The organism is Paenibacillus sp. HJGM_3, assembly GCF_045062745.1.
GTDB lineage: Bacteria > Bacillota > Bacilli > Paenibacillales > NBRC-103111 > Paenibacillus_AA.
This window is the reverse complement of sequence record NZ_JBJGED010000040.1, coordinates 1-23,562: the sequence shown is the minus strand read 5'-3', so window position 1 is coordinate 23,562 and position 23,562 is coordinate 1. Positions and strand designations below refer to the sequence as shown.

The window sequence follows — 23,562 nt, the reverse complement described above, 5'->3', positions numbered from 1 at the left end:
TTTTTTTGTGAGGATTTTGTGTCTCCGAACGTCTCGCGATGCATGCGGCGGCGCCGCTTGTCCCATACTAACAGGAAAGCGTGGCGTCCGGATTTCCGCGGGATCCGGACGGGAGCGGAGTGTGAGTGCGGATGCGGACAGGAATCGATTCTAATTGGGCGGTAACGGGCACGGTACGAGTGGGCACGAGGACGAAGGAGCTGCTGCAGACGATCGATCGGGGAGCGATAGCCGCGATTCGGCATGAGGACCTGGACCGGCTGGCGGCGCAAGGGCTGGCCGATGCCCGGGTTCGGGCGGTGTTGAACGGGGCCCGCACCGTATCCGGGTTGTACCCGCACGAGGGTGCGAAGCCTCTTCTCGAGCGGGGCATCCCGGTGTTCGATATCCCGGAGGACGTCTTCGACCTGCTCGAGGACGGGATGCGCGTTCAGGTGCTGGGGGAGACGATCGAGGTGAACGGGAACGCGTACGCGTGCACGCCGGTCACGCAGGAGACGCTCGCCGCAGCCGTCCGGGCTTCGTCGGAACGATGGCACGAGACGTGCCTGCGTTTCATTGACAATACGCTCACCCATGCGGCCCAGGAAAAGGAAGCGGTGCTGCAGCCGCTGCAAGTGCCGCGGCTGAGGACGCGCTTCCAGGGGCGTCCGGCGGTCGTCGTGGTGCGGGGGTCCGACTACCTGGAGGACCTGCGCAGCCTGCAGCCGTACATCGAGCGGGTGCGACCCGTGCTAGTCGGCGTCGATGGGGGCGCGGACGCGCTGATCGCGGCCGGCTGGCGGCCGCACTGCATCGTCGGCGACATGGACAGCGTGTCCGACCGGGGGCTGCGCTCGGGAGCGGAGCTCATCGTACACGCTTACGCGAACGGCTATGCGCCGGGCTGGAAGCGGGTGCGCCAGCTCGGGCTGCACGCGCACCAGCTGTTCGCGCCGGGTACGAGCGAGGACATGGCGATGCTGCTCGCCTACGAGCAGGAGGCGGAGGCGATCGTCTCCGTAGGCGCCCACAGCCATATCGCCGATTTCCTGTCCAAGGGGCGGGCCGGCATGGCCAGCACGCTCCTCGTCCGGATGAAGATCGGCGACAGGCTGATCGACGCCAAAGGCGTAAGCCGTCTTTTCCCGGCGCCGGCGTCGCTGGAGACGGCACGCAAGACGGGACGCGGACGGGAGCAGCAGGCGTATGTATAACGGGCGGAAAGGCGTAGACGCGCCTAGGATGCAAAGGGCGGATGACGCGGGGAGGCAGTTAGCACAGGAGCGGCCCGTCGCGCTGTCGATCGTCGTTCCGGCGTGGAACGAGGCGGAGCGCCTCGGCGCCACGCTCCAGGCGCTGCGCTGCATGGCGGACGCGTGCAGCGAGGCGCTGTTCGCCGGGCGGGCCGAGCTCGTCGTCGTGGACGACGGCAGCGAGGACGGCACGCTCGCCGTGGCGCGGCCGCTCGCCGACGCCGCGCTGCGCCACAGCCGGCGCCGCGGCAAAGGCGCCGCCCTGCGCACCAGCGTCCAGGCGAGCCGCGGCGCCGTGCTGCTGTTCGCGGACGCCGATCTCGGCGAGTCCGCGGCGCACTTGGCCCGCCTGCTGGAGCCGCTCGCGGCCGGGCAGGCGGACATGGTCGTCGCCCGCTTCCCGGCCGCGGGCCGGCGGGGCGGCTTCGGCCTCGTGAAGCGGCTCGCCGCGGGCGGCATCCGCCGGCTGAGCGGCTACGAGGCCGCGGCGCCGCTGTCCGGGCAGCGCGCCGTGCGGCGCGAGCTGCTGGAGCGGATCGGACCGCTCGCCGCCGGATTCGGCATCGAGGTCGGCTTGACGATCGACGCGGTGAGGCTCGGCTACCGCGTGCAGGAGATCGAGCTGCCACTCCGCCATCGGGAGACGGGGCGCGATTGGCGCGGCTTCCTGCACCGCGGACGCCAGTTCTGGGCGGTGCTGCGCACGCTCGCGCTTCGATGGGATTCCAGGGAGATGAGCCTGAAGAGGTTGAAATGGTTTAAGAAGCTAAGGACTCGGGGTGGATGAAGGAGGATCGGCGATGGAGGTTGCCGCATGGAGCGGGATGTTAACGGCGCTGCTCGGCATGGGGGTGTGGCTGCTGCCGTACGTGACGAGGTTTCTGCTGGAGCACGGATTGACAGCGATCAACTATGAGGGCATCGGCATTCCGACCGGAAGCGGCCTGCTGCTTGTCCTTCTGCATGCGATCTGGCTGCTGCTGGTCTGGGTGCTCGTCTGGGTGCTCGTCGGGTTGTCCGGGATCGGGGCGACGGCGGGACAAGAGGCGGCTGACGCCCTTAGGCAGGCGATGCAGCTTCGATTGGACGCCTCGTCCTATGTGGCGGCGGTGCTGATCGTGGGCGGAGTCGGCTGGCTCGACGATACGGTAGGCGATCGCAAGGTCAAAGGCTGGGGAGGGCATTGGCGCCGATGGAGGCAGGATCATGTGCTGACGACCGGCGCGATCAAGGCGGCCGGGACGGGCCTCGCTGCGGTGCTGGCGGTGCTCGCGCGGGCGGGCCTTGAGCCGACCCCGGATGCGGGGACCGAGACTGCGATACACGGAATGTTAGGCGCGGGGGCGAGCCTGGGGGTGGCGGCGCTGCAGGTGCTGCTGCTTCTCCTGATGACGAATGCGCTGAATCTGCTCGATCTGCGGCCGGGACGGTGCCTCAAAGCGTTCCTCTCGATCGCCGCGATCTTGTTCATAGCGGGGGTGTCGGCCGGTGCGGCCGGGGATCGGCTCGGACTGGCGTCCGTGCCATTCATGCCGCTCCTCGCGCTCGTGCCGGCGGCGGCCGGAGCGCTCGTGCTGCTGCCCGGCGATCTGGGCGCGCGCCATATGCTCGGCGACGCCGGGGCGGGCGTGCTCGGCTTCGCGGCCGGGTACGCCGTGATCGGCTGCGCCCCGATATGGATGCAGGCGGGAGCCGTCGTGCTGCTGCTGGCGCTGCATGCCTACGCGGAGACGCGCTCTATCTCCGCCTGGATCGAGAAGCACCGTCTTACGCGCCTGCTGGACCGGTGGGGCCGCGCGTGAAGGCGGTTATTTGCGTTTGGCCTTGAAGCGGGGGGCGACATAATTGCGCTTCCGGTCGCGGAAGAAAATCCACCCCCCGATGAACGATACGCCGATGGCGAATAAGATCAGGCCAAGCACGAATTTGCCCCATAGGAACTGGTCCGTGCCATCCGCTCCGAATTGGGCGAAGAACGCGTCCTTCATCGCAAGGAAGCCGTACGTGGCCATGAAGCCGGGCACGATTAAGAGTAGAAGGGCGATGACCCGTTTAACTTTGTCTTGCATGCTTGTCGATTCCTCATTTCACAGTTCGTTCCGATAACCTTTTGTCCGTCCTCTATCATACCATAGAAGCATGGATAAATCCTCCGGGCGCCGCGTCGATTCGCAGGGGATGCAGGCCAAGAATCGATTTTTATCGCCTATCGCCCAAAACCACTATATTTCGACCTCCGATTAAGGGTACAATATAGGAACTATCATTCGCAAAAGGGAACCGGGGCAAGGCGAGTTCCTTGTTCGAGTAGTTATGGAGGAGGCACTTATGACGCGTACATACGACATTATCATATTAGGCGGAGGCATCGGCGGGTATTCGGCCGCTATTCGTGCTGCGCAGCTGGGGAAGTCTGTAGCCATCGTGGAAAAGGACAAGCTGGGGGGAACGTGCCTGCATCGCGGGTGCATCCCTAGCAAATCGTTGCTTCGCAGCGCGGAAGTATTCGCGACGATGCAGCGAAGCGAGGAGTTCGGCATCTCCGCAGAGGGCGTGACGTTGAGGTTCGCCAAGGTGCAGGAGCGCAAGCAGGCGGTCGTGGAGCAGATGTATAAAGGGCTGCAGTTTCTGATGAAAAAGCACAAAATCGACGTCATCGCCGGCATCGGCCGGGTCATCGGCCCGTCGATCTTCTCGCCGCGCAGCGGGGCGGTGGCGATCGAGCGGAATGACGGAGACGCCGAGACGCTCGTCCCGACGAACCTGATTATCGCGACCGGCTCGAGTCCGCGCCTGCTGCCGAATCTGGAGCCCGACGGGAAGCGCATTTTGACGAGCGACGAGGCGCTTGAGCTGGACGAGCTCCCCCGGTCGATCGTCATTATCGGCGGCGGGGTCATCGGCGTCGAGTGGGCTTCCATGCTGAGCGACTTCGGCGTTCAGGTAACGATCGTCGAGGCCGGCGGGCGGCTCGCCCCGACGGAGGACGAGGACGTCTCGCGCGAGCTAGAGCGGCTGTTCAAGAAGCGCGGCATCAAGGTGATGACGAATGCCGCCGTGTTGACCGACCGCGTGGAGCGGTCGGACGAAGGCGTGTCGCTCGCCGTACGCGTGCGCGAGCAAGAGGAGCGGCTCGACGCGGAAGCCGTGCTCGTCAGCGTCGGCCGGCAGGCGAACGCGAGCAGCCTGGGCCTGGAGAACACGGACGTCCGGGTCGAGGGCGGCTTTATTAAGGTCAACGATCACTTCCAGACGACGGAAGCGCACATTTATGCGGTCGGCGATGTGAACGGGGGCTTACAGCTCGCCCACGTCGCGGCGCACGAAGGCATCCTCGCGGCAGAGCATATCGCGGGGCCGGGCGCGGGAGAGGCAGGCATTGGAGCCGCGCACCGTTATGCGGCTCATCTCGTACCGCGCTGCATCTATGGCCGTCCCGAGATCGCTTCGGTCGGCTGGACGGAGAAGCAGGCGCGCGACCAAGGGTATAACGTGAAGGTCGGCAAATTCTCCTTCAAGGCGCTGGGCAAAGCCGTCGTGCTGGGCGAGTCCGACGGCTTCGTCAAAGTCGTGGCCGACGCGGCGACCGACGACTTGCTTGGGGTGCACATCATCGGCCCGCACGCGACCGATTCGATCGGCGAAGCGGCGGTGGCGCAGCTGCTGAATGCGGCCAACTGGGAGGTCGGACGGACGATTCACCCCCACCCGACGCTGTCCGAGGCGATCGGCGAAGCGATGCTGGCGGCGGACGGGCTCGCGATCAGCATTTAGCTAAGGGGTTGCGTGCGCATCGCAGCAATTCGTCGCTTTTTTCGGGCGGAGCAAAATTGTATTCATAATCAAAACCGTTTATAATACTCATATAAGGTCAACTCTTAAGACCAGGTACCAAAGGAGGCTGAACTCATGTCCGTTGGTCAATTAACGAAACATAGACAGCTCGGATTGTCGGATGAGCAGGCGATCCAGATATACCGCTACATGCTGACCGCCCGCAAGTTCGATGAACGGGCCCTCTTGCTGCAGCGCGCCGGGAAGATCAACTTCCACGTCTCCGGCATCGGCCAGGAAGCGGCGCAAGTCGGCGCCGCCTTCGCATTGGATCGGGAGAAGGACTATTTTATGCCCTATTATCGGGATTATGGGTTCGTCCTGTCGGTCGGCATGACACCGAATGAACTGATGCTGTCGCTCTTCGCCAAGGCGGATGACCCGAACAGCGGCGGCCGTCAGATGCCGGGGCATTTCAGCCATCGCCGGCTGCGTATCGTGACCGGCTCGAGCCCGGTGACGACCCAGGTGCCGCATGCCGTAGGCTTCGCGCTCGCCTCCAAGATGAAGGGGGAGGAGTCGGTCAGCTTCGTCACGTTCGGGGAAGGCTCCAGCAATCAGGGCGACTTTCATGAAGGCTGCAATTTCGCCGGAGTTCACAAGCTTCCGGTTATCCTCATGTGCGAGAACAACCAGTATTCGATCTCGGTGCCGCTGCATCGGCAAGTCGCCGGGAGAGTGGCGGATCGTGCGATCGGCTATGGATTTCCGGGCGTTCGCGTAGACGGCAACGACGTGCTCGAGGTCTACCGCGTCACCCAAGAAGCGCGCAAGCGCGCCATCCGCGGGGAAGGACCGACGCTGATCGAAGCGGTCATGTACCGGTTGTCGCCGCACTCGACTTCGGACAACGATCTGGCGTACCGGACGAAGGAAGAAGTCGATCTGCACTGGCAGCAGGATGGGCTCCCGCGCTATAAGAACTATTTGATCGAGGCGGGCATCTGGAGCGAGGAGCAGGATGCGGAGCTCGTCGCTTCCGTTCAGCAGGAGATTAAGGTGGCTACCGAATTCGGCGACAAGGCCCCGTTCCCGGCTCCGGAAGACTTGTACCGTCACGTCTATGCGGAAGGGGAGGGAGTGTAACGATGCCTGTCGTTAATTACGTAACCGCGATCCGCGAGGCGATGAACGAGGAGATGGCGCGCGACGACAATGTCTTCATTCTGGGGGAGGATGTGGGCTATAAAGGCGGCGTGTTCACGACGTCGAAGGGGCTGCTCGAACGTTACGGCGAACAGCGGGTGCTCGATACGCCGCTCGCGGAATCGGCGATCGCCGGTGTGGCGATCGGGGCCGCGATGTACGGCATGCGTCCGATCGCGGAGATGCAGTATGCGGATTTCATGCTGCCGGCTACGAACCAGATCATCAGCGAAGCGGCGAAGATCCGGTATCGCTCCAACAACGACTGGTCTTGTCCGGTCGTCATCCGGGCCCCGTTCGGCGGCGGCATCTTCGGCGGCTTGTACCATTCGCAATGCCCGGAGTCGGTGTTCTTCGGGACCCCGGGGCTGAAGATCGTCGCTCCGTCCACCCCGTATGATGCCAAGGGGCTGCTCAAGGCGGCGATTCGCGACCCCGATCCGGTCATTTACTTCGAGCATAAGAAATGCTACCAATCGGTCGAGGGCGAAGTTCCCGAGCAAGACTACATCGTGCCGATCGGCAAAGCGGACGTGAAGCGGGACGGGTCCGACATCACCATCATCACGTACGGGCTGACGGTGCACTTCGCGCTGGAAGCGGCCGCCGAGCTGGAGCGGGAAGGCATCGAGGCGCTCGTGCTCGACCTGCGGACGCTGCAGCCGCTCGACACGGACGCGATTCTGCGGGCCGCCGCGAAGACCGGCAAGGTGCTCGTGCTGCATGAGGACAACAAGACCGGCGGCGTAGGCGCGGAGATATCCGCGATCATCTCGGAGGAGCTGCTGTTCGAGCTCGACGCGCCGATCATGCGGCTGTGCAGTCCGGACGTGCCGGCGATGCCGATCAGTCCGACGCTGGAGAAGCATTATATGCTGAACAAGGATAAAGTGAAAGAAGCGATGAAAAAGCTGGCTTTATTCTAGGAGGAAGCGGGGAACCCAATCATGAACAGATCTACGAAAGCCGGGACGGAAATCTTGCTTCCGCAGCTGGCCGAGTCGCTCGTCTCCGCGACGATCGGCAAGTGGCTGAAGCAGCCTGGCGACAAGATTGAAGAATATGAGCCGATCTGCGAGCTCATTACCGATAAGGTCAACGCCGAGCTGCCCTCCACCGTAGAGGGAACGCTTGTAGAGATCATCGCGCAGGAGGGCGAGACCGTGCCGGTCGGCGCGGTCGTCTGTATCGTCGCCGAGACCGGCTCGGCGGCGGCCGAGCGTGCGACGGAGCCGAGCCGCGCTGACGGCGCGGACTCGAGCCAAGCCGGCGGCACAGGCGTCGGCCGTGCGCCGGCGAGCGTCGCGCAGCCTGCGGCCGATGCGGACGCGCCGATGCGGCACCGCTACTCGCCGGCCGTGCAGCAGCTCGCCGCGCAGCACGGCGTCGATCTGACGCGGATCGCGGGCACCGGGCTCGGCGGCCGCATCACGCGCAAGGACGTGCTCCATGCGATCGAACACGGCGTACCTGCCGCGCCCGCCGCATCGCAAGCGGTGCCTGTACCGGCCCCGTCGGCGCCTGCAGTCCCGACTGTCCCGGCCGACCTGAGCAAAGTGCCGGTGCCGGTCCGTTCCACCGGCCTGCACTTGAGCGAGAGCCCTCCTATCCCGAACGTCGAGGTCGAGGGGCAGCGGCGGGACGACCGAAACGAGTACATCATCGACGTCACCCCGATCCGCAATACGATCGCGACGCGCATGCGCCAGAGCGTAGCGGAGATTCCGCATGCCTGGACGATGATCGAGGTCGATGTGACGAACCTCGTGCTGCTCCGCAACAAGGTGAAGGACGAGTTCAAGAAGCAGGAAGGCGTGAACCTGACCTATCTGGCTTTCGTGTTGAAGGCGGTCGTCAATGCGATCAAGGATTACCCGATCATGAACTCGGTCTGGGCGGTCGACAAAATCATCGTGAAGCGGGACATCAACATTGCGCTCGCGGTCGGGACCGAAGATTCCGTCATCACGCCGGTCATCAAGAAGGCGGATCAAAAAAATATCGCCGGGCTGGCCAAAGAAATCGACGAGCTGTCGCGCAAGGCGCGCGCCGGGAAGCTGATGCTGGATGACGTGCAGGGCGGGACGATTACGGTGAACAATACGGGATCGTTCGGGTCGATTTTGTCCTATCCGATCATCAACTACCCGCAGGCGGCGAATCTCACGTTCGAATCGATCGTGAAGCGGCCGGTCGTCATTCAGGATATGATTGCGGTGCGTTCCATGGCGAATATGTGTTTGTCGCTGGACCATCGGATTTTGGACGGCGTCATTTGCGGAAGGTTTTTGCAGAGAGTGAAGGAGAATTTGGAAGGGTACACGCTGGATACGAAATTGTATTGATTCGTCAGAGGAACATGCCCGGCTGCACCCGTCGAGACCGACACGTGCAGCCTTGCTGCTTCAGTCTATCATTGCAGGAACATGTCCACCGTGAAGAGAATAACGGAAGAGAACATCGCGATCAACATGACGTAGACCATCGTTTTGACTAACCATTTGGGAAACAACGGCATTCAACTCCTTATTCAGGCCATACTAGTTACATAGGACATCTGTACATATTGTACCTTAATCGAAGGGCAGGAGAAAAGGACATGATTAATCAAAATCGGTTGGTCGAGCAATTTCTCGAGCTTGTGCGCATCGACAGCGAGACGAAGTATGAGCAGGAAATCAGCGCTTACTTGAAGAAGAAGTTCGCTTCCCTCGGCCTGTCCGTGTACGAGGACGATACGGCGGCTGTGACCGGGCACGGATCCGGGAACCTGATTCTGACGCTTCCCGCCTCGGAGGGAGGAGAAGGCATCCCTACGATTTTCTTCACTTGCCATATGGATACCGTGACGCCGGGCAAGGGGATCAAGCCGCAGATCGACTCCGACGGTTATATCCGCAGCGACGGGACGACGATCCTCGGCAGCGACGACAAAGCCGGCGTAGCGGCGATCTTCGAGTCGATCCAAGTGCTGAAGGAGCAGAACATCCGGCACGGCAAAATTCAGTACGTGATTACTGCTGGGGAAGAATCCGGCCTGCTCGGCGCCCGTGCGATGGCGGCGAACCCGCCCAAAGAGCTCGTAGCGGAGTTCGGGTATGCGATCGATTCGAGCGGCCATATCGGAGAAATCGCCGTGGCGGCGCCGTCCCAGTCCAAGATTCACATCACGTTCTATGGCAAAGCCGCACACGCCGGCGTCAATCCCGAGGATGGCATCAGCGCGATTCAGGTCGCGAGCCGTGCCGTCTCCAAAATGCCGTTGGGCCGCATCGACAGCGAGACGACAGCGAACATCGGCCGTTTCGCCGGCGGCGGGGCGACGAATATCGTCTGCGAGCTCGTGGAGCTCGACGCGGAAGCGCGGAGCCTCGTGCCCGACAAGCTGGAGCGCCAAGTCGAAGCGATGCGGCGAGCGAGCGAGGCGGCTGCCGCGGAGATGGGGGCGCGGTGCGAGTTCAAGTCCGAGATCATTTACCCCGGATATAAGTACGATGAGACCGCACCCGTGGTCAAGCTGGCGCTGAAGGCCATTGAAAAGATCGGCCGCAAGGGCTCGACGTTCCACACCGGCGGCGGCAGCGACGCCAACATGTTCAACGGGATGGGCATTCCGACCGTGAACCTCGCGGTTGGCTACGAGTACATTCACACGACGAAGGAACAGATCGCGATCTCGGAGCTGACCGGCGCGGCTGAGCTTGTGGTGGCGATTGTGAAGGAGACGGCGGCGGGGGCTTAGGGACTCGCGGCCAAAAATAGACAGCCGACTCCAATAGGAGTCGGCTGTTGCCATTTCAGAACAATTACATTTCAGCGGGCGGTTCCCAGATGAACCGTCCCGTATGATCGATATAGCGGCTGGTCGTTTCTTTTCCATTCATTATGGACACGCTTGCTATCCCATTTTCGAATGGGTAAGCGTAACGAAAACTCGGTTGAATGACCCAATCGCCCTTCGTGTTGATGTACCCGTTTTTTTTGGCTGCACCCAAACTGCTGGCTGCAGCAACACCTTCACGAAAATAGTCGGCATTTTCAAACTGAGGCGGGATGACCATGGTGCCTTTGGTATCTATGTACCCCCACGCTCCTCCGTCCGGGGTAGCCATTTTTACGGCGGCCAAGCCCTCCGTGAATTCTCTTGCATCCATATATTTCGCCTCTAGAACGAGCTTTCCGCTAGCATCGATAAATCCCCAAGATGACTTGGGATCGGCGCTCGTTTTTACTGGAGCGAGGCCATGACTGAAGGTTCTAGCCTTCAAGTACTGAAACGGAATGACCTGCTTTCCAGTGGTATCAATATACCCCCAGTTTTTTCGATCCTTGGTGACGGCCGCCAATCCTTCGTTGAAACCTTGCGACTGCGTAATATCCCATGCATATTGCTGGGGTATAACTTCCTTGCCCGTTAAATCCACAAATCCGATTTTATATTCGTCCAGATGAGTGTGAATAGTCATGACAGCAGCCATCCCATCATGAAAGGGAGAAGCCAAGCTGTAGGCGATTCCAGTAAGCGCAGTTCCGGTTTTGTCGATAAATAAAGTATTGGCGGACAGCGAGCCGTTCACGATCGAGACTGGAGCAAGGCCTTGAGAGAATGGATAGGCTGCCCTGTATGTGGGCTCCAATGCAACCTTGCCAGATAAGTCGATATAACCATGCAGCCAAGTCTTCTGTTCATGTATACCAATCACCGCCATCCCGTCTGAGAATGGCTCGGCCGCATCATATTGAGGAGAGACTATCATATGTCCCACTCGATCTATATAGCCGTACTTGTTATTAACCTGCACCGGCCATAGCATTTTGGGCGCGGCCGTGGACTGGGTGTTTTTGGCTTCCTCCAGCAGTTTGGTCAATGCCGGGGATGCTTGCATCTCTATGGCAAGCTCTAGAGGTGTCCGATTACTGGAATCCTTGGCCGAAGTTAGTGCCTGTGCATTTAGTAAGGCTGTCACAACTTCGACTTGATTCAGCTGAACGGCTTCATGAAGCGGGTAGTCGCCGGACAAGCTCTTGGAATTCGGGTCTGCCCCGGTTTGAAGCAGATCCGGCACTAAGGCAGGCAGTTTGGCAATCGCTAGCTCCAGTACCGACTGATTAGCAACGTTTGTGTAATTGGCATATGCTCCGAGCTTCAAATAGGCTTTGGCCTGGAGCAAGTCTTGTTTTGCAATGGAAAGGAGTAGCTTCTCCTCAAGAGTTGTTGACACGGCGATGGTCCGGGTAGTGTCATCCCACTCGATGATACCATTGAGACTCTCAACTACAAAACGAAGCGGGATGAATGTATTTCCATCAATAATCACCGGAGCATAGTCCAACGTATAAGGTTTATTGTTGACTTGTGCCTCAAGGCTTCCAATCTGCAGCTTGATGTCAAAATTGGCGTTATGGCCTTCGATAGACTTATAGCTTTCCTCCCAATTAATGATTAATCCCAGCTTCTCGAAAATCGGACGAAACGGCACGAACGTAGTTCCCTCCCTAATGAATGGGGGCAGCTCCATCTTAAGCTGATGTCGATTCACGAACACCTGGATAGGGGCTGCATCTTCCGCATAAATCGGACTGGCGCATAATAGTGTTGCGGTTAGAGCAAGGGCAAGGGCCTTTTTCAACATAGCTGCAACTCCTTTCATTTCCAACTACTTCGCGCATGGGATTCGACAGAAATCGTCAGAATTCCTTCTTTATTTGTATTTTTCTGATTTGGTGAAGGATTTTTATGGGAAATGCAGAAGAATAAGACGAGCAGTATGGACTGTATAAGATAGGCATAAAGAACCAGATGAATTGAAAAGGCAAACTCGTCGAAAGGCGAGGACGCAAAGCCACGGGCCTAATCCTGAAAGAAGCTGGAATGGTCGCCGGGTTGCCGAGTTTGTTTGGTTTTTTGCTGTATTAATAGGTGAATTCATTAAGAAGGGGCGAATTATCAATGGGTAAGCAATGGAGATTTAAATTCGGTGCAGCCTGTATGGCTTTAACGTTAATGGTTAGTGCCGGATTCGGAGGCATAGGGATCGGGCATGCAGAGGCCGAGGGGGCCCGGCTTACTGAGGAGTTGGATCAAGTTTTGCCTTTCCAGCTGTATAAGTATGGTAAGCCGATACAGAATCAGGCCATTCTCCGAACAGACGGTGCCTACGTATGGAAATGGATGAACCGAGGAAACGGGTTGCAAGGATTGATGACCGACGGGAAAGGGACTTTCTATTATTACGATGACAGCAATATTGTGCATGCTGTGAACAGCGAAAATGAGGAATTATGGATGTCGGAGCCATTCCAAAGTAAAATCATCAGGATGAATCTTTCTGGTAATGGGAATATCATTGTACAAATATCCGGAAATAACTCGACATTCAGAGTTATAGATTCCAAGATGGAGCCTGTTACGACGAAACAACTCGTCCTTCTCAATCGTTTCGGTCAAATCCTGCTTGATCAGACGGTTTTAGAGCCACCTACTTTATCGACAATGCCTGCTTTTGTCGGAGACCAAATCGTTGCCCTTACGGAGGCAGGAGTCGTCAGTTATGACCGGGAGGGTCGAATCCAGTGGAAGTACACAGACCGAATCAAGTTCGAAGGCAGTGGCCAAAGTATCAGAACGAATTTGCTCAGTATTAGGGTATATCCTAGCATTCAGATGGCGGCTCTGTTAACCACGGACGGGGAGTATATCACGATCGATCTCCAAAACGGCAAGCTTCGATCGGTTGAAAAAGCAACGGAACAAACTCTCCGCTATAAGGGAACGAACCGTGTTGTCATTCAGAATGACAAGGGATTGTATTTGGACGGGGAGAAGTGGCTCACCGAAAGCGAGCTGCTGGCTGCATTCGACTCGAGAGCAGCAGTCCCTGCATCAACTGTGCGCAGTATAAACATGCCCGGGGGAAGCTATTCCGTAGTCCCCCAGGAAAACGCTCTTGTTGTGCGGGATTTAGAGGGACAAGTTCGCTACACATACACCTTCCCAGACACGCGATTCACAGTTCCTCGCAATCTAGTATGGAATGAGTCAGGTGATGCCTATTTTAGCGATAGCGGCGGCAATCTTTATGGCCTGGACGCGGAAGGGAACGAGCAATTCCGTTTTATTCGCAACGAGAACAACCTTACGGTCAGTACGCTGGCTCCAGCTCCGGATGGGGGAGTTCTGGGTATTATGGACGGAGTTGGGTTATTCCGTATCTCCCCTGCGGGGATTGGCATTCAAGTGAATGGGGAAGATGTCGCGTTCACCCAGTCACCCTATATTCATGGAGGTACAACGATGGTTCCGTTTCGTCCGGTGTTTGAGAAGTTGGGACTCGATGTGGGCTGGGATGAATGGACCCAGACCGTTCGGGGCACTAAGGCAGGAGTTGACATCCGTTTGCAATTAGGGAGTACGGAAGCGACGGTGGATAATCAACGCACGGAGCTGTCAGTCGCTCCCATGTTGCGGGATGGAACGACATTCGTACCACTTCGCTTCATTGGAGAAGCTCTTCATCTGCAAGTGGAGTGGGACGGCGTGGAGCGTCAGGTGCGGATCGGCAAACCGGATGTGTTGGCTCAGCAGCTTATCGTCCGCTTCCTGAAGCATCTAAGACAAGGGGACGAGCATAAGGCGACGCAAGACTTGTTGGATTCGAGCCGACCTATCGCCGTTCGTGTTCCAGTGCTAGCGCCTTACTTCATAAACACACAATGGAGAAGCGACATTCAATCGATATCGGCGACCTTACAGCCTGACGGCTCCTACTTGGTGAAGACCAGTCAGCGGGACCGGAGTTTCGGCAACAACCTGATCAAGGATATTTTTCAGAACCATTGGTATCAGGTGAAATGGTCGGAACGTGGCGGATGGAAGCTGGACAATTCGGATTTGTTCCAGCGGGGGACGCTGTTTTAGACTGTTGCAGACATAATTAACTGTTGCGCCTGCTACTCTGTTAGTAGAGAGGGGGTGCGGAAATGACCATCATGTGGGCAATAGGGACTGTTGTGACCGTCGAAGAGAATCATCCAGGAGTCCAGGAGCTTCAAGTGCAGATGAGCAACGGGAATTTGGAAGGGGCGGTGCATTTTCCTGGGGAGACGGGGATGATTCGAGTACGAGCGGGAGTTCGAGTTGTACTGAATGTCACTGCGGAGAGGCTGAAGCTGGGCAGCGGCGGAATGCACTTCGTTCACCACGTGCTGGAGCATAAGGGAATGGTTGAACTAGATACCATACCGCAGGCAGAAGGCCACATCATGAAGCTGCGGTATACGCCGCAGCAGCGGGCGGTGCTCGCTGTAGAAGAGGCGGCCAGCCCGCACCACGAGCTGTTCCGGGGCCGGCCTCAGCTGGACGGCCTGCCCGTGCTGATCGGCGAGCTGCACAGCATGCTGCCGATCGCCTGCGCTTGGCTGATGGCCGAGCGCGGCACTGGCGTTGGCGTTGGTGGCCTCCGGCTCTCCTACGTCATGACGGACGGCGGCGCGCTGCCGCTCGCTTACAGCCGGCATGCCGCCGCGCTGACCGCCTGCGGCTGGCTCGCCGGCACGGTCACGTACGGCCACGCCTACGGCGGCACCCATGAAGCCGTGAACAAGTTCACGGCGCTGCTCACCGCCCGGCACGTGCACCGGGCGGACATCGCGATCGCGACGATGGGTCCCGGCATCGTCGGCACGGGCACCCGTCTCGGCCACACGGCGACCGAGACGGCCGAGCTCGTGCACGCCACGCTGGCGCTCGGTGGGCGGGCGATCGTCGTGCCGCGGCTCGGCTTCGCGGACGCGCGGGAGCGGCATCGCGGGCTCTGCGCGCACACGCTGGCGGCGCTCGGCGACCTGTGCCTCGCGCCGGCGACGCTGCCGCTTCCAGCGGAGCTGCCGCCGGAAGCGCGCGCCTGCATCCACCGCCAAATCGCCGAGGCGGATTTGGCGAGCATGCATTACATCCCCGTCGTCCCGGGGATGGATCCTGTCGCCATCGCGCAGCGGATGGCGGCCTATCCCCTCCCCATCACCACGATGGGGAGGCGGTTCGAGGACGACCCGGCCTACTGGGCCGGGGTTTGCGCGGCGGCGGAGTATGCCCGGCTCCTCCTCGAGACCGAGCAGGCGCTGAACCTCGCGCCTGATGGCAAGGAGGGCGGCACCTCTTATACTGGAGCATAGCAGGATTTGACAACGGATCCTCCTACTACTCATGAAAAAAGCAGGTGCCACCTCATGGTAAAAACGAACAACAACAAAACCCTCATCCTGATCGGGCTCCTCCTCGGACTCGTGTTCTCGGAATTGGATCAGACGGTCGTCTCGACCGCGCTGCCTACGATTATCCGGGACCTTCACGGCTTGTCGCTCTTCGGATGGGTAGCCGGCATCTACATGCTGGCGATTACGATCTTCATGCCGATCTTCGGCAAATTGGCCGACCTGTACGGCCGCAAGCGCATCTATATGAGCTGTGTCGCCTTGTTCATGCTGGGCTCCGTCATTTGCGGCTTCGCCGACTCGATGACGGTGCTGCTCGTCGGTCGAGGCATCCAGGGTATCGGCGCCGGCGGACTCATGCCGCTCGCGATGATCATCATCGGGGACACGTTCCCGCTGGAGCAGCGGGCCAAGGTGCAGAGCATGGTTGGGCCCATGCTGATTTTGCCGCAGCTGCTCGGCCCCACCGTAGGCGGGTATTTCGTCAGCCATATCAATTGGCATTGGATTTTCCTGATCAATCTCCCGGTTGGCCTGATCGCGGCGCTGATCGTAGGCAAGGGCCTGCGCGAATCCGTCGCCGAGGAGAAGAAAACGATCGATTGGGCCGGAGCGTCGATGCTCGTGCTGTCGATCCTCTCCTTGCTGCTCGCTCCCGTGCTGATCGATGTGGCCGATTATACTTGGTCCTCGCCTGTCGTCATCGGACTGCTCGTCCTATCGGCCCTCCTGATCGCCTTGTTCATCCGCATCGAGCTTAAGGCGAAGGAGCCGATCATCCCGCTTCAACTGTTCCGCCATCGCTCCGTGGTCGTTCTGTCGTTCATCGTGTTCGTGACGATGCTCGGCGTCATGGGGGGCATGTCCGGTTTCCCGTTCTTTGCTCAAAATGTGATGGGCTTATCGCCGACCGCCTCGGGGTACTTGTCGCTCGGCTTCATGGCAGGCGCGATCCCGGCGAGCATCGTGTGCGGCTTCCTGATCACGAAGGTGCCCTACAAGCGGTTGTTCCTAGTATCGTTCGCTCTTCCGATCGTCGCCTATTTCCTGCTGTCGCGAATCGACGTTGGGACGACGGTACTGTATATCCTTATCGCGTTCTTCATTATGGGACTGGGGATCGGCGTGTTGTTCGGCAGCGACAATCTGATCGTACAAGAATCGGTGGCGAAAGAGCACGCCGGCGTCGGCATTGCGACCGTACAGCTGTTCCAATCGCTAGGGGCCACGCTCGGATTCAGCATCTTCGGCAGCCTCCTCTCGCGGAACATTCATTCGGGCATCACCGATTTGTCCGGTGAATTCCCGGAGGGCACGTCGGAGACGATCATCAACGGCGGGATGCCGGCTGGTTTGTCTTCGGAGCTGACGCTGCAGATCAAGAGCGTCTTCGCGGAAGCGTTCCAGCACATGTTCCTGATCGGCGTGTTCTTCGCGATCGCTGCGTTCGTCATTTGCTGGTTCCTGCGGAAGGAAGTGCTGGCCACCCGCCAGGAAGCGCAGGAGGCTGTAGCGGTTCAAGCTTAACCTTCCGTATGGCCGCCTAGTCGAGAAGATCGATTAGGTGGCTTTTTTGCGTCAAAGGACTTTAGTGAAGTGCAACCCTTCACTAACCCTCATTGCCATGGCTTCTACGGATTGTTACAATAAATACGAACAAGAATTCGCTTTTGGGAGGCGCGGTGCGATGTCCGAAGGAAAGGATAAGATTGGGCAAAAACGGGAGCAAGACAAATTCTTGATCCGGGAACAACCCTACACGTACGAGGACTATGCAGCACTGCCCGATACCGAAAACGCGCGTTACGAGTTGGCAGACGGCAGGCTAGAATTGATGTCGAGTCCGACGCCGCTGCATCAGTCGGTGATTTTGCAGCTCGTCTTTGCGGTTAAGCAAACTTGCGGGAAAGAGTACATTTTGTTGCAAGACGTAGATCTTCTAATCTCCCATACCGAAGTTCGCAGGCCCGATCTCTCAATCATCCGAAAAAACCGCAAAGAGATCATTACCAAGCAGGGGATTACCGCTACTCCCGACATCGTGATCGAGATTCTATCACCTTCTTCCGCCAAGACGGATAAAATCAGCAAAGCTAAGTCATATGCCGGCTTCCTTGTTCCGGAATATTGGATCATTGATCCGCTCAATGGAATATTGGAGCAACATGTTCTGGACGGCAACAAAAAATATCGACTGGTGAACTTGTTCAAAGAAGACGAAGGGATAGAATCGGACCAATTGCCCTGTGCGACATTTACGATGAATGAATTGCTAAGCGAGGCTTCTGAGCTGTCGCTTGAATAACGAGCTAAGAAAGCTGGACGTGGGGTTCGGCGAGGTGTACGATATTACGGGAGTGCCGCAAGGCAAAATCCGTTATTGCGAGGAAAAGGGTATGTTTCGCAGAGCGCGGAGAAGAGCGAAGCTAGGCCCCAAAAGGTTCCACTACCCAGGCCCGGCACCTAGCCGTCCCGCCTATTAGGCTCGTCCCGCACTACCGCTTCCGCCGACGCTCAATCGGATGGGACAGTCCAGCAAGCAACGACGCGAGCGTCCGCTCTCCGCTTGGAGTGTCTTTCGCCAGCTTGCGCAAGTAATGCCGCACTTCCCAGCCCTTGCCTACGATACGAATCTGGTCTTGCGTCAAATAGGTCTTCATGATCTTGTCCCCTCTCTTAATCTTGCAATCGGTTAGTTATAGTCCAACGTATGCGAGAATTGGACAAGTTATGCGCAGTCAACTATGATTAGTCCCAACCCACTTAGGAGATGAACCTGATGAATGACAAGTATAAAGAAACTACGATCGGAACCGAACCGATCTTCCAGGGAAGAGTCATCTCCCTGCAGGTGGATACGGTAGCTTTGCCGAACGGTGAGACGGCGAAGCGGGAGATCGTGAAGCATCCCGGAGCGGTGGCCGTGCTGGCGATCCATGAGGGCCGCATGATCGTCGTGGAGCAGTACCGCAAGCCGCTCGAGCGGAGCTTGGTCGAGATCCCGGCTGGCAAGCTCGAGCCGGGCGAGGATCCGCTCGAAGCCGCGAAGCGCGAGCTGGAGGAGGAGACCGGCTTCCGCTGCGACACGCTGAAGCCGATCTTCTCCTTCTACACGTCCCCGGGCTTCGCGGACGAGATCCTGCACGTGTACTTCGCCGAGCAGCTTGTGCCGGGCGAGGTGCGCTTAGACGAGGACGAGTTCCTCGACATCGAATTTCTCACGCTGGAGGCGGCGCAACAATACATCGCGGAAGGCCGCATCCGCGATGCGAAGACGGTGGCTGCCGTGTACGCTTGGCAGGCGTATCAATTGACGGGACGCATCTAATATGGCGGCCTCCGATAACACCAACAATACCGCGAACTCAACCCGCAACTACTTCGCGGACTTGCATATCCATATCGGCCGCACCGAATCGGGACAGCCGGTCAAAATCAGCGGCAGCAAAGACTTGACGTTCTATAACATCGCCCGTGAGGCGTCCGAGCGGAAGGGCATCGAGATCGTCGGCATCATCGACTGCCAGTCGCCGGCCGTCCAGCAAGAGATCGAGGACTATCTCGACAAGGGAGAGATGGAGGAGCGGCCCGGAGGCGGCATCCGATACCGGGAGACGACGGTACTGCTAGGAAGCGAGATCGAGGTGAAGGATCCCGGACACGGGGCCGCTCACCTGCTCGCGTATATGCCGACGCTGGAGGCGATGCGGCAGTTCACGCGCTGGATGGCCGGCCGCATGAAGAACGTCGGACTCAGCTCCCAGCGCATCTACGTGACGGCACGCGAGCTGCAGCGCGAAGTCGTGGACCGGGGCGGCCTTCTGATCCCGGCGCACGTGTTCACGCCCTACAAAAGCGTCTACGGCAGCGCCGCCTCCCGCATGGCGGACCTGCTCGACATGCAGCACGTCGCCGCCGTGGAGCTCGGGCTCAGCGCCGACACGGAGATGGCGAGCCGGATCTCGGAGCTCGACACTCTGCCGTTCGTGACAAATTCGGACGCTCACTCGCTAGCCAAGATCGGCCGCGAGTACAACGTATTCGGCTTGAACGAGCCGACATTCGACGAGTTCCGACTAGCGCTCACCGGACAGCAAGGGCGTGGCATCGTAGCCAATTATGGGCTGAACCCGCATCTCGGCAAGTATCACCGCACCTACTGCGCCTCCTGTGAGACGGTTCTGGACGCCCGGCATCCTCACGGGGAGCGGTGTCCGCTCTGCGGGCACACGAAGTTCGTGCGCGGGGTCATGGACCGCATCCTGGATATCGCCGACCGTCAGGAGCCCGTAATCTCTCCGAACCGGCCGCCTTACCAGTACCAAGTGCCGCTGGAGTTTCTGCCGGGCCTCGGACCGAAGAAGCTGAATGCGTTGCTCGACCGCTTCGGCACCGAGATGAACATCCTGCATCGCGTGCCCGAGCCGGAGCTCATCGAGGCGGCGGGTCCCGACATCGCCCGACTCATTCTGCTCGCCCGCACCCGTCAATTAGCAGTCGAAGCCGGTGGCGGAGGACGCTACGGCAAGGTGGCGGCGAAAACGACGGACCCGAGTCTCCCCTGAGCCAATTTCCCGAAGCTGCAGCAGCACGAACGCCAGCATGTCCGCTTTTCTACGATGGCTCAGTCATAGTTTCCCCGCTAGTTTCATATACCTGCTAAGAGGGTGAAATTGGGTATAAAGGAGACTGAACATGAGCTGGAACAACCGGATGCGCTCGGATCTGAAGGAACATTTGTCGCTGTACGTCTTCGTCTCCGTCTTGCTCGTCATGGGGGTCGTGTTCGGGGCTTTGATGGTGAACGCCTTGTCGGCGGAGCAGAAGCAGGAGCTGAGCCGCCACCTGAGCAGCTTCGTGCAGATGATCAACCAAGGGACGGATATGGGGGGCCAAGCCTCGTTCAAACAAGCGTTCTTCATGCATCTGAAGTGGATCCTGCTCATCTGGATGCTGGGTTTGTCGATCGTCGGCCTGCCGTTTATATTTTTGCTCGATTTTCTGAAAGGCGTGCTGGTGGGCTTCTCCGTCGGGGTGCTGGTGGGGGAGATGTCCTGGAAGGGCATGCTGTTCGCGCTCGTCTCGGTCGCTCCGCAGAATCTGATCATCATCCCGGCCATTATGGTGTGCAGCGTGTCGGCGATCTCGTTCTCCATCTACTTGATCAAGAACCGGTTCCTGCAGAAGAAAGGCGCCCTCTACCAGCCGTTCGTCCGGTTCTCGTCGGTGACGCTCGGCATGATCGCGCTCCTGTTCGGGGTGTCTCTGTTCGAGGCTTACTTGTCCCCCGCGCTTATGCAGTGGGTGACCCCCATGCTGAGCGCTCTTGCGGAATAGGCCAAATCCTCCTATAATGAAAGCATGCTCGAAAACCGGCCACAATGCTCTAAGGGGGAGGAGTATGGAAGCACGAATCGATAAAATCAAGCAGCAGCTGCAATCCCAGGGCTACAAGCTGACACCCCAGCGCGAAGCGACGGTTCGAGTGTTGCTTGAGAACGAAGAGGACCACCTCAGCGCAGAAGACGTGTTCATGCTCGTCAAGGACAAGGCCCCGGAGATCGGCCTCGCGACCGTCTATCGGACGTTGGAGCTGCTTAGCGAACTGCACGTAGTGGAGAAGATGAACTTTGGTGACGGTGTCGCCCGGTATGATCTTCGCAATGACAGCGCCCACCACCACCATCATCACTTGATTTGCGTCCAATGCGGCGCCGTGGATGAGATTATGGAGGACTGGCTGGGACCGCTGGAGGAACGGCTCGCGACGGAGTATAACTTCCGTGTGCTGGACCATCGATTGGATTTCCAAGGCATCTGTCATCGCTGCAACGAGAAGAGCAACCCGGAGCAAGATTGACAGGACGCCCGGTATATGTGGAACCGAAAGCCTTATTCCCGAAGCACCGGGGATAAGGCTTTTTTGCATGACGGCCAAGAAGTAAAAGTCCTCCATTTTCGGGGAGCAGCATAATATTCCTGCCGGAAGAGAACCTAGAACCGTGGAGCGAACGCTTGCGCCGACGCATAGGATGCAGCAAGCGAGAACATGGCTTCCTACCAGGTATGAGAGAGGTGGCGCATGGGATGGACAGGACGAATCGTTATGTCATCGGGGTGCCGAAAGAGATCAAGAACAACGAGAACCGGGTCGCGCTGACGCCGGCCGGGGCCCACATGTTGACGCTCGCCGGCCATGAGGTCGTCGTGGAGCGGCTGGCCGGCACCGGCAGCGGATTTCTCGATGAAGAATACGCCCAAGCGGGAGCGGTCATCTCGGAAACGGCGGCCGACGTATGGGGACGCGCGGATATGATCATAAAAGTCAAGGAGCCGATCGCGGAGGAGTTCGAATATTTCCGGGAAGGGCAGCTGCTGTTTACGTATCTGCACTTGGCGGCGGCGCCGACACTGGCGGGCGAGCTGGTGCGGCGCGGAGTCACCGGGATCGCCTATGAGACGATTCAGGCGGCGAACGGCAGCTTGCCGCTGCTTACTCCGATGAGCGAGGTCGCGGGCCGGATGGCGGTGCAGGTGGGTGCGCAGTTCCTGGAGAAGCCCTATGGGGGGCGCGGCATTTTGCTCGGTGGGGTGCCCGGGGTACCGCCAGGTGTAGTAGTCATTCTCGGCGGTGGCATCGTCGGCACGAATGCGGCCAAGATGGCGCTCGGGCTCGGAGCCGACGTCGTCATCGTGGAGCGGAGCGCCGACCGGATGCGGGCGATCGACGATATATTCGGCGGACGGGTGAGAACGCTCATGTCCAACTCGCTGAACATCGCGAATGCGGTCCAGAAGGCCGATCTGCTCATCGGCGCGGTGCTCATCCCAGGCGCACGTGCGCCGAAGCTCGTCACAGAGGCGATGGTCAGCCAGATGAAGAAGGGTGCGGTCATCGTGGACGTGGCGGTCGACCAGGGCGGCACGATCGAGACCGTGGACCGAGTGACGACGCACAGCGATCCGACGTATGAGAAGCATGGCGTGATCCACTACGCGGTCGCGAATATGCCGGGGGCGGTGCCGCGTACGTCGACGTTTGCCTTGACCAATGTGACGTTCGGGTATGCGCTGGAGCTCGCGAACAAAGGCTTCGACCGCGCGGTGCAAGACAACGTGTCGCTGCGCTCGGGCGTCAATACGTTCGGCGGCCATGTGACGCACCCGGCTGTCGCCGAAGCGGTTGGGCTGCCGTATCACCCGCTTCCGGTCTAGCAATCAGCGTTAATCAATCCCGGAGGCCCCGCAAAGTATCAGGAGTTATCTGCGAAGGCACACTTCACTTTGTAGGGTTACGAGCATATTACGGCTAGTCCGAACATACGCTTACCCTAGACTGGACGAACCGGGACAAGGAGGGAACGAGGATGATCTTATCCGTACGCAAATGGATGACCAGGCTGAAGTTCACGCTGCTGTTTTTAGTGCTGACCTTGGCGGTTTATTATGTATTCCAATGGATATCGGCCTGGATCGAGCCTGCGGGACGGTACAAGGAGCCCACGGGCAAGGCCGTCAAAGTGTTCCAGCACGAAACCGGCTACGGCGATTCCTCGACCTCCTTGGCCGACCGGTTGATGTTCTTTTATTGGTACGGAGAGTAAGGCCCCACTTCCGAACGCAAGCAGGAGTTTGCCCTCTCGATGTGGAACGTATAGAGTGCAGACACTATGGCTACGGAAGGATCGGATCTCGATGAAGCAGCAAGTGCTCCCTTTCATTCACTATTTGACCGTCGAGAAAAGACTGGCCCGCAATACGCTCGAATCGTATGAGCGAGACTTGATGAAGTACATGGACTATTTGAGCGAAACCGGTGTGCCCTCGGCGCTGCAGGCGACCCAGACGAACATCCAGCTGTATGTCCAGCAGCTTCGCGGACAAGGCCGTGCAATCGCTTCCGTCTCGAGGAGCCTCGTCTCGCTGCGGTCGTTCTACCATTACTTGTATCGCGAACGGCTGATCCCGGCCGATCCGACGATCGGGCTGGAGGCGCCGAAGACGCAGAAGAAGCTTCCGCGCGTCATTACGGTACAGGACGTGGAGGCGCTGCTCGAGTCGCCGGATACGAAGACGCCGTCCGGCATTCGGGACAAGGCGATGCTGGAGCTGCTCTATGCGACCGGGATTCGCG

The 23,562-nt window shown here is 59.1% G+C and carries 22 protein-coding genes and 1 riboswitch; of the genes, 19 read left to right on the top strand and 3 right to left on the bottom strand.

What is annotated here, in order from left to right; genetic code table 11:
* The first annotated feature begins 131 nt into the window (after nt 1-131).
* From steA to ACI5FR_RS30385, 3 genes are read left to right on the top strand one after another with little or no spacing between them, the layout of a single operon-like run.
* Nucleotides 132-1,196, top strand: coding sequence for a putative cytokinetic ring protein SteA (steA, locus tag ACI5FR_RS30395; RefSeq protein WP_405461490.1), 1,065 nt, complete (start codon nt 132-134; stop codon nt 1,194-1,196).
* On the top strand, nt 1,189-2,022 hold the full coding sequence (locus ACI5FR_RS30390; protein WP_405461489.1) for a glycosyltransferase family 2 protein: 834 nt from the start codon (nt 1,189-1,191) through the stop codon (nt 2,020-2,022). Before steA ends, ACI5FR_RS30390 begins: the two co-directional genes overlap by 8 nt.
* A gap of 13 nt (nt 2,023-2,035) precedes the next feature.
* Nucleotides 2,036-3,037 carry a hypothetical protein gene (locus ACI5FR_RS30385; protein ID WP_405461487.1) on the top strand — a complete coding sequence of 334 codons (1,002 nt, stop codon included), beginning with the start codon at nt 2,036-2,038 and terminating at the stop codon, nt 3,035-3,037.
* 6 nt (nt 3,038-3,043) lie between these two features.
* Here the strand turns inward: ACI5FR_RS30385 and ACI5FR_RS30380 are convergent, their stop codons facing one another.
* The gene (locus tag ACI5FR_RS30380) at nt 3,044-3,304 is read right to left on the bottom strand and encodes a DUF2627 domain-containing protein (RefSeq protein ID WP_405461485.1); all 261 of its coding nucleotides are present in this window, start codon (nt 3,302-3,304) and stop codon (nt 3,044-3,046) included.
* A gap of 259 nt (nt 3,305-3,563) precedes the next feature.
* Between ACI5FR_RS30380 and lpdA the strand changes: the two genes are divergently transcribed.
* The 5 genes from lpdA to ACI5FR_RS30355 all read left to right on the top strand — a co-directional run bounded on the left by lpdA (nt 3,564) and on the right by ACI5FR_RS30355 (nt 9,957).
* Nucleotides 3,564-5,009, top strand: a complete 1,446-nt coding sequence (gene lpdA, locus ACI5FR_RS30375) for a dihydrolipoyl dehydrogenase (protein WP_405461483.1) — start codon at nt 3,564-3,566, stop codon at nt 5,007-5,009.
* Nucleotides 5,010-5,144: 135 nt separating this feature from the next.
* Nucleotides 5,145-6,155: a thiamine pyrophosphate-dependent dehydrogenase E1 component subunit alpha gene (locus tag ACI5FR_RS30370; RefSeq protein ID WP_405461481.1), complete on the top strand. Its 1,011-nt coding sequence runs from the start codon at nt 5,145-5,147 to the stop codon at nt 6,153-6,155.
* 2 nt (nt 6,156-6,157) lie between these two features.
* Nucleotides 6,158-7,141 carry an alpha-ketoacid dehydrogenase subunit beta gene (locus tag ACI5FR_RS30365; RefSeq protein WP_405461479.1) on the top strand — a complete coding sequence of 328 codons (984 nt, stop codon included), beginning with the start codon at nt 6,158-6,160 and terminating at the stop codon, nt 7,139-7,141.
* Between the two features lie 21 nt (nt 7,142-7,162).
* Nucleotides 7,163-8,560: a dihydrolipoamide acetyltransferase family protein gene (locus tag ACI5FR_RS30360; RefSeq protein ID WP_405461478.1), complete on the top strand. Its 1,398-nt coding sequence runs from the start codon at nt 7,163-7,165 to the stop codon at nt 8,558-8,560.
* Between the two features lie 254 nt (nt 8,561-8,814).
* Complete coding sequence (locus tag ACI5FR_RS30355; protein WP_405461476.1) at nt 8,815-9,957, top strand: M20/M25/M40 family metallo-hydrolase; 1,143 nt, start codon at nt 8,815-8,817, stop codon at nt 9,955-9,957.
* Between the two features lie 64 nt (nt 9,958-10,021).
* On the opposite strand, the gene ACI5FR_RS30350 is transcribed toward ACI5FR_RS30355, so the two are convergent.
* Entirely contained in the window at nt 10,022-11,848 is a 1,827-nt protein-coding gene (locus ACI5FR_RS30350) for a WG repeat-containing protein (RefSeq protein WP_405461475.1), read from the bottom strand.
* Between the two features lie 169 nt (nt 11,849-12,017).
* A riboswitch (cyclic di-GMP riboswitch) is annotated at nt 12,018-12,107 on the top strand.
* A 58-nt stretch (nt 12,108-12,165) separates the two neighbouring features.
* Here ACI5FR_RS30350 and ACI5FR_RS30345 point away from each other — a divergent pair.
* From ACI5FR_RS30345 to ACI5FR_RS30330, 4 genes are all read left to right on the top strand, one after another.
* On the top strand, nt 12,166-14,133 hold the full coding sequence (locus ACI5FR_RS30345) for a stalk domain-containing protein (RefSeq protein ID WP_405461473.1): 1,968 nt from the start codon (nt 12,166-12,168) through the stop codon (nt 14,131-14,133).
* Nucleotides 14,134-14,195: 62 nt separating this feature from the next.
* The gene (locus ACI5FR_RS30340; RefSeq protein WP_405461471.1) at nt 14,196-15,389 is read left to right on the top strand and encodes a DUF3866 family protein; all 1,194 of its coding nucleotides are present in this window, start codon (nt 14,196-14,198) and stop codon (nt 15,387-15,389) included.
* 54 nt (nt 15,390-15,443) lie between these two features.
* Nucleotides 15,444-16,955 (top strand): MDR family MFS transporter, encoded by a 1,512-nt coding sequence (locus tag ACI5FR_RS30335; RefSeq protein ID WP_405461470.1) that lies wholly within the window; start codon nt 15,444-15,446, stop codon nt 16,953-16,955.
* Nucleotides 16,956-17,115: 160 nt separating this feature from the next.
* The gene (locus ACI5FR_RS30330) at nt 17,116-17,733 is read left to right on the top strand and encodes a Uma2 family endonuclease (RefSeq protein ID WP_405461469.1); all 618 of its coding nucleotides are present in this window, start codon (nt 17,116-17,118) and stop codon (nt 17,731-17,733) included.
* 190 nt (nt 17,734-17,923) lie between these two features.
* Here ACI5FR_RS30330 and mciZ read toward each other — a convergent pair whose 3' ends face one another.
* Nucleotides 17,924-18,088 carry a Z-ring formation inhibitor MciZ gene (mciZ, locus tag ACI5FR_RS30325; RefSeq protein ID WP_405461467.1) on the bottom strand — a complete coding sequence of 55 codons (165 nt, stop codon included), beginning with the start codon at nt 18,086-18,088 and terminating at the stop codon, nt 17,924-17,926.
* A gap of 119 nt (nt 18,089-18,207) precedes the next feature.
* Between mciZ and ACI5FR_RS30320 the strand changes: the two genes are divergently transcribed.
* The 7 genes from ACI5FR_RS30320 to ACI5FR_RS30290 form a co-directional block, all read left to right on the top strand.
* Nucleotides 18,208-18,756 carry an NUDIX hydrolase gene (locus ACI5FR_RS30320; protein ID WP_405461465.1) on the top strand — a complete coding sequence of 183 codons (549 nt, stop codon included), beginning with the start codon at nt 18,208-18,210 and terminating at the stop codon, nt 18,754-18,756.
* Between the two features lies 1 nt (nt 18,757).
* Nucleotides 18,758-19,993, top strand: a complete 1,236-nt coding sequence (locus tag ACI5FR_RS30315) for an endonuclease Q family protein (protein ID WP_405461463.1) — start codon at nt 18,758-18,760, stop codon at nt 19,991-19,993.
* A gap of 130 nt (nt 19,994-20,123) precedes the next feature.
* Nucleotides 20,124-20,765, top strand: a complete 642-nt coding sequence (spoIIM, locus tag ACI5FR_RS30310) for a stage II sporulation protein M (RefSeq protein ID WP_405461461.1) — start codon at nt 20,124-20,126, stop codon at nt 20,763-20,765.
* A 64-nt stretch (nt 20,766-20,829) separates the two neighbouring features.
* Nucleotides 20,830-21,288 carry a ferric iron uptake transcriptional regulator gene (fur, locus tag ACI5FR_RS30305; protein WP_405461460.1) on the top strand — a complete coding sequence of 153 codons (459 nt, stop codon included), beginning with the start codon at nt 20,830-20,832 and terminating at the stop codon, nt 21,286-21,288.
* 227 nt (nt 21,289-21,515) lie between these two features.
* A complete protein-coding gene (gene ald, locus ACI5FR_RS30300; protein ID WP_405461458.1) occupies nt 21,516-22,643 on the top strand; it encodes an alanine dehydrogenase in 1,128 nt (375 codons plus the stop codon).
* Between the two features lie 152 nt (nt 22,644-22,795).
* A complete protein-coding gene (locus ACI5FR_RS30295; protein ID WP_405461456.1) occupies nt 22,796-23,032 on the top strand; it encodes a DUF4227 family protein in 237 nt (78 codons plus the stop codon).
* Nucleotides 23,033-23,123: 91 nt separating this feature from the next.
* Nucleotides 23,124-23,562 (top strand): site-specific integrase (locus tag ACI5FR_RS30290; protein ID WP_405461455.1); only part of this gene is annotated, 439 nt, incomplete at its 3' end.

What these genes read in the sequence shown, in the direction of transcription:
- ACI5FR_RS30295 (WP_405461456.1), top strand. Translation starts at nt 22,796, where the DNA reads ATGATCTTATCCGTACGCAAATGGATGACCAGGCTGAAGTTCACGCTG.
- ACI5FR_RS30345 (WP_405461473.1), top strand. Translation starts at nt 12,166, where the DNA reads ATGGGTAAGCAATGGAGATTTAAATTCGGTGCAGCCTGTATGGCTTTA.
- ACI5FR_RS30355 (WP_405461476.1), top strand. Translation starts at nt 8,815, where the DNA reads ATGATTAATCAAAATCGGTTGGTCGAGCAATTTCTCGAGCTTGTGCGC.
- mciZ (WP_405461467.1), bottom strand. Translation starts at nt 18,088, where the DNA reads ATGAAGACCTATTTGACGCAAGACCAGATTCGTATCGTAGGCAAGGGC.
- ald (WP_405461458.1), top strand. Translation starts at nt 21,516, where the DNA reads ATGGACAGGACGAATCGTTATGTCATCGGGGTGCCGAAAGAGATCAAG.
- ACI5FR_RS30340 (WP_405461471.1), top strand. Translation starts at nt 14,196, where the DNA reads ATGACCATCATGTGGGCAATAGGGACTGTTGTGACCGTCGAAGAGAAT.
- ACI5FR_RS30320 (WP_405461465.1), top strand. Translation starts at nt 18,208, where the DNA reads ATGAATGACAAGTATAAAGAAACTACGATCGGAACCGAACCGATCTTC.
- ACI5FR_RS30350 (WP_405461475.1), bottom strand. Translation starts at nt 11,848, where the DNA reads ATGTTGAAAAAGGCCCTTGCCCTTGCTCTAACCGCAACACTATTATGC.
- ACI5FR_RS30370 (WP_405461481.1), top strand. Translation starts at nt 5,145, where the DNA reads ATGTCCGTTGGTCAATTAACGAAACATAGACAGCTCGGATTGTCGGAT.
- ACI5FR_RS30360 (WP_405461478.1), top strand. Translation starts at nt 7,163, where the DNA reads ATGAACAGATCTACGAAAGCCGGGACGGAAATCTTGCTTCCGCAGCTG.
- ACI5FR_RS30335 (WP_405461470.1), top strand. Translation starts at nt 15,444, where the DNA reads ATGGTAAAAACGAACAACAACAAAACCCTCATCCTGATCGGGCTCCTC.
- ACI5FR_RS30330 (WP_405461469.1), top strand. Translation starts at nt 17,116, where the DNA reads ATGTCCGAAGGAAAGGATAAGATTGGGCAAAAACGGGAGCAAGACAAA.
- lpdA (WP_405461483.1), top strand. Translation starts at nt 3,564, where the DNA reads ATGACGCGTACATACGACATTATCATATTAGGCGGAGGCATCGGCGGG.
- ACI5FR_RS30380 (WP_405461485.1), bottom strand. Translation starts at nt 3,304, where the DNA reads ATGCAAGACAAAGTTAAACGGGTCATCGCCCTTCTACTCTTAATCGTG.
- ACI5FR_RS30365 (WP_405461479.1), top strand. Translation starts at nt 6,158, where the DNA reads ATGCCTGTCGTTAATTACGTAACCGCGATCCGCGAGGCGATGAACGAG.
- fur (WP_405461460.1), top strand. Translation starts at nt 20,830, where the DNA reads ATGGAAGCACGAATCGATAAAATCAAGCAGCAGCTGCAATCCCAGGGC.
- steA (WP_405461490.1), top strand. Translation starts at nt 132, where the DNA reads ATGCGGACAGGAATCGATTCTAATTGGGCGGTAACGGGCACGGTACGA.
- ACI5FR_RS30315 (WP_405461463.1), top strand. Translation starts at nt 18,758, where the DNA reads ATGGCGGCCTCCGATAACACCAACAATACCGCGAACTCAACCCGCAAC.
- spoIIM (WP_405461461.1), top strand. Translation starts at nt 20,124, where the DNA reads ATGAGCTGGAACAACCGGATGCGCTCGGATCTGAAGGAACATTTGTCG.
- ACI5FR_RS30385 (WP_405461487.1), top strand. Translation starts at nt 2,036, where the DNA reads ATGGAGGTTGCCGCATGGAGCGGGATGTTAACGGCGCTGCTCGGCATG.
- ACI5FR_RS30390 (WP_405461489.1), top strand. Translation starts at nt 1,189, where the DNA reads ATGTATAACGGGCGGAAAGGCGTAGACGCGCCTAGGATGCAAAGGGCG.